2 protein-coding genes are annotated in these 5,668 nt (G+C 39.0%); both read right to left on the bottom strand.

Annotated elements, in window-relative coordinates:
• Nucleotides 1-499: 499 nt before the first annotated feature.
• On the bottom strand, nucleotides 500-5,257 hold the full coding sequence (locus tag ABXH06_RS17745) for an RHS repeat domain-containing protein (protein ID WP_353519088.1): 4,758 nt from the start codon (nucleotides 5,255-5,257) through the stop codon (nucleotides 500-502).
• Nucleotides 5,254-5,668, bottom strand: a 415-nt coding sequence (locus ABXH06_RS17740; protein WP_311585102.1) for a putative Ig domain-containing protein, incomplete at its 5' end; no start/stop codon positions are given. The genes ABXH06_RS17740 and ABXH06_RS17745, both read right to left, overlap by 4 nt.

Below are 5,668 nucleotides of genomic sequence, written 5' to 3'. Positions count from 1 at the left end.
ATAGACCCCATTTACCATAAGTAAAGCAAATAAAAACAAAAGACCAGAGTGTTATTTCAAACGCTCTGACCCCATTGATTTGCCATTGATTTTCTAATTAATATATGAAAAAAATACTATCAAAATAATCACTAATAGAATAAATATATCTGTAGCGAGAGTAGGTTTCTTCTCCTTAATAAATATTGAGTCACCATGAAAATCTCTTACTTTAAGTGTAATAAGATTCGCTACGACTAACATTAGAATAAAAGTTACAGCAATTATTTTCCCCTCAATGCCACCTGAAAATGTTACAAATGGAATATTAAAATAATTTAAAAAAAGCATTATCAGAAAAATCAAACAAAGCTGAAACAACGATAAAAGCAAAACACTTGAAACGTGAGTGATTTCGCTCTCACCTTCGATAAAGATCATTATCAATTTAAATCGAAAATAAAGAGCCTTATTCAGATCACCAAATAAAATCATATAATTCTCAGTATGCTGTAATCATCTAATGTCCTGTCCAATTACCGCCATTAGATATATCAACCATAAAGTACGCTGCACTCGCTGCTGTCCCAATTGGCCAGACGAAACCTAAGGCAGCCATACCGATATCTAAAGAGGTCTTCATCCCCGAAGGACCATTAGGCGTATTATAATTATATACAGATATACCAGCAGATGTAACAAATGAAAATCGCCCGAATAGCTTCAGCCCATTTGCTCTGCTAGTAGCAACACTTCTACCTCCTGTAGAACCATTCCCACCCCATTTTGATGAGTAGTATTTCCCATTTTTTCCTAGCCAAACACCATCACTATTGACAATTACCTGTGATGCTATGGCAGCACCATATCCTGATGAGTTATTAATTATACTACCCGTATTAACATATTCATTATATTTTCGTTCTAATTCCAACCTTTCAAGCCTAACTCTTTGTTTTTCTTCTTTTTCAATATCTGCAAGACTTTGAGTAGTGGTGCAATGTTCATTACTAGAACATTCTAATATCATCCCCGTTGGGTCTATATACTTATATGGATTGTTAGCAACATAGCTATAACGATTAAAACTATGTATATCACGGAATCCAATCGGATCATTCGAATAAAAACGCCCGATAACTGGATCATAGTATCGTGCCTGCATATAACTTAACCCTAAATCTGTATCAAATTTATGCCCCGTATATCCGACATCATCATTTGGTGCTTCAATGGTATCACCAAATGGTTTACTGTTCATGATACTGCCATTTTCTGGTATTTTAACCCCATAGCCTTCTTTAGCAATGAGTTTACTGCCTAAGAAAATATAGTTAATACCACCATCATCGGTTTCTCGATACAGCAGTTTGCCTGACTGGCTATAAAAGCTGTAACTGGTACCTTTACTGTCGGTGGTTTTTAGTCTGCGATTAAAGCCGTCATAAACATAAGTATTAGTACCTGAGCTTGTCATTTGATTGGCTAAGTTATAGGTGAATGAACGCTTACCGTTATGCGTTATATTACCTCGGTTGTCGTAACTGTTACTTTGAGTAAAGTCATAGCCTTCACTGCCGTTACCTGATAGCCCTGTTAAACGATTATTGGTATAGCTATATGTTAACGCGTGGCTGTCGAAAGCGCTATTATTGCTGTAAGACTTTATATTGCCTAATGTGTCATAGGTTAGGTTACTTGAGCCAATACCTGAGCCGCCAGAGGTGGTTTTAAGACGGTCTAATCCGTCATAAGTTAAATGAGTTAAGCTATAAATATCTGCATCACGCGTATTAGTGATAGAGGTGATGTTATCGTTGTTATCGTAACTATAACTTAAGTTAACTTTGTCTTGTCCACCTAATTCATCCATAATTTTCGACGGAATTTGACGGTTATTTAACTGCGTTTGATGGGTAATGCCATTACCATAAGTAAAAGTATTTATTATGCCATTGGGGTGGTAACTGGCTAACTCCGCAAATATTTCTGTGCCCTTTATTGCCTGTGTGGCTTGACCAAATGCGTTGGGGGAAAACGTTACTGGCGTTGTTTCATTAGGGTAAATCAATGAAGACAAGTGACCTAAGTTATCGTAATCATAATCAAGTGTTAAGCCCCCAGCAGTGCGTCCTGCAATTGTTAAGGTTTCATCTTCTAGTAGGTTCACACTGTTATAATTATATGTCTGACTATAGCCATCACCTGTAATGCTCAACAAGTTATTGCCTTTACTCATGGAAAAGGTGCGCGTTGGTGTGCCGTCGCCATAGGCTATCGTGCGCTGCTCACCACGATTATCGTAACCAAAGATGAGCTTTTGTGCATTGGTTGCGCCATGATTTGTACAATTTGAGCCTGAGACTCCTTGTGCTTGCCAAGTAATTTCACCATTAGTTGCACGTTGTAAGTAGGTATTCCCTACATCATTGCGTTTGGTCATACACAGTTGCTGTGCATTATTGTATAAACGTGTTTCAATTTGCCCACCCTGAGTAATGGATGTGGTATTACCAAAGAGATTAACGGCGATGTCAGTGGTAACTCCTTCAGGTGATACTATTTTGGTGGCTTGCTCGTAACTCGGCTCCCCATACGCAAGATACGTGGTGGTGGTTACATGTCCTTTTGCATCCGTTGTTTTAATTTGGTTGTTAGGCAAGTATTGCGTGGTTGTACTACCACCATAACTAATTGTTTGTCTTGTTTGACGTTGTAACGCGTCATACGTAAAAGAAGTGCCTAACGTTTCACCCGCAACATCAGAAGGAAATGACTGAAAGGTTACTTGGTTATTCGCGTTGTATCTTGAGTTTTGATGCACTGAAATATTCGAGGTGTTATCTGTGGTGACCACAGATAACGGGCGATATAAACCATCATAAGTAGTGGTTTCAGTGAGGTTAGTATTACTGGCACAAGCATTTCTCGCACTGTTTAACGTACAACGTTGTAACGTGCGTACGGGTTGTGTACCGGTTGAACCACCATTATAACGCCATGAATATAAGCTCCCTAAGAAGTTTGAGGGTAATTTAACCGATAATAAATTACCCATAATGTCATATTTATATTCAGTTTTATGGCTTGGGCCATCAAGTGGGGTAATGGATTTCACCCAGCCATTATCATCAATCTCACGGCTAGCGCTGATTCCTCCAGATGAGTAACGTGCAGGTATTGTGATGGTTGTTGGTTGACCACGTTTATAATCGCTGTACTTTTGATATCTATTACCACTTCCAGTAGTTAATGGGGCGTTAAATTCAATTCGTGTGACATTGCCTTTATCATATGATTTATATTCTTTTTGCCATATGCCAAATGATTTTTTCATCTGAGGTAGATTAGAATAACTACCATGATTGCTTGGATAATATTGGATTTCACTCACTGCAGTTAATGACCCCAAATGACTACCCAACTCAGTGGTTGTGGGTAAGTTAATTAACCATGCTGAAGTATCATGCAAATAACTTTGTTTGGTGTATTTTGTTTTGTTGTTGAATGAATTACTTTCTTGTTTCACCAAATTAGCGCCATAGACATTATAACTTGGGTAATTGGTGGTATACGTTGAGCCATGTTCGGTAACAGTTTTTGACGTTAAAAAGTGCTTTTGGCCTGATTTACCTTCAGTAAAACCAGCAAGTTCATTACCAAAGTCAAGGTCAATACTACCTATCATCCCTGTGTTAGCTGGCCAATTATCGTCACCATAACGCCAAGAGTTATCAATGGTTTGAATGACCGACCCATTTTTATCTTTGATGATATGTTTCAGTAATTTACCGTCTTGCCATTCAGCCCAGCGAAAAAAAGTATATTCTTCTATCGTCGTTGGCGTAGTAATAGTTGTTGTGTGCGTTTTCTTAGGCAAGCTGCCGTCTTTTTCCCATGAGCCATATGTGCTATCGCCATATTCATATTTCCATGTATAATTAAAGCCCTCACCACTAACGGTTTTCTTGTTTACGCCTAAGTATTCTATATATTGAGACTCAACGGCTGAATTACCCGCCGTAATCTCAACGTTCATACCCGGTTTAAAGCGTAATACGTCTGAAATCTCATAGGTAGCAGTAGCTCCTTCTGGGTGCTTTAAGCTAATACTGAATATTTGTTTGGGCACACCTGCTCTAGGTGTACGACTAGCAAGCGAATATAAATTCGTAAACTGCCAAAATTTATTATCGGGTCTTGTTACCGTTTCAAGGCGTTTAACTATTCGATTATCAATCGTTTCATTAACATAGCCATATTGCCATGTTCGCCCATTGGCAGTAACTGATTGGATATATGGGTCATCAGCGGTCGCGTAATTTACGGTAATGGTACGACCATCACTTGAAGTAATGCTTTCTAGACGGCCCCCCCTATTACCTGAGTCATAACCATTTGGAGTTCTTATAATATGTAAGCTGTAGTCATAAGTCACCGTATTGCCAAAACGGTCTTCAACTTTACTCGCCATCGCGCCGTGTAACATAGTTCTGCGTATTCGACCATTGTACTTCGCTGGTGCCTGCTCTCTGGAAACAAAAACATCAAAAGTATATTTAGTACCATTCGGTGACAAGGCTTCAAAACCTTCGCCATTGTCTGTATTTATACACTTTATCGCCCAGTTATCTTTAGTGATACGGGTATAACCAGCCGGTAAATTAAACGGAATAGTAGAAGCGTCAGGCTCCAATATCATGCCGTTATAGCCGTTACCATCGTTGAGCGTTAGCCCGCCAAAAAAATGTGTAGCAAGTACATATTGATTAGACTCATGGGGCAACATTTGTGAGCATCTGTTAGCATGCCAACTAAACCCTAATCGCCCAGAGATATAAGGCACATCAAGCCCCCAATGGATAAAAGGCGTAATAGGAGATGAATTAGTAGGTAAATGACGACTTAACTTAACCGGCAAATTAAAATTACCAGGAATAGTCACGTCCGTATGGTGAAAGTTCAGCGTTCCTGTATTAGGGTCAATACTGTCGCCCATGAAAGAGGAAGGGTTTAACATCCTGACTTGATTGCGATCTTGGATGGTAAATAATTCAGAAATAACTTCATCCTGATTAGAGCCAGGATCATCAGGATCGGGTTCAGCTATTAGATAGGGCTCAAATCCAGGATAAGGATTGGGAATATAGGCTGGCGCTGGTAAACCTAAAGGGGGTAAGCTAATATCATAAGGCGCACTGATGATATTTGAAGAAAGTATACAAGAGGCAATAACCACACAGTGATAGATGAATTTTTCCAATGGGCTTATTTTCATAATATCTCTCCTTCTGAGCCTGTCTCGACAACAGGTGTCCCTAAAACATCCGTGTGGATAAAAATAGTTTTGTGAGTCGGCACTTCGTTTAAAACTTTTATATCAAATGTTGACAAGGGTATCGGTTTGGACACCTTCCCGTCTGTGACTGAAATAGTTATATCAGTAACAATTCCTATATCGCTTGCTTTTGGGGTGCCTGATAATTGACCCGTAGAGTTACTAAAGTTCGCCCAAGTTGGCTTCCCTTCAATATTAAAAGTCAAATTATCATTATCGATATCATTTGCTATTGGAATGAAGCTATATGCTTGATTAACTGTTGTCGATGTTGAAGGAGTCCCTGAAATAGTTGGAGGGTTGTTTTCTGGCTCAGGCTCACTCACCGTAATACTTCGACAAGGATATGGT

The sequence above is a fragment of the Thalassotalea sp. SU-HH00458 genome, from assembly GCF_040362795.1.
In the GTDB taxonomy this organism is placed as follows: Bacteria; Pseudomonadota; Gammaproteobacteria; order Enterobacterales; family Alteromonadaceae; genus Thalassotalea_H; species Thalassotalea_H castellviae.
Note: the sequence above shows the minus strand (reverse complement) of the source record. Positions and strands in the feature narration are given on the sequence as shown.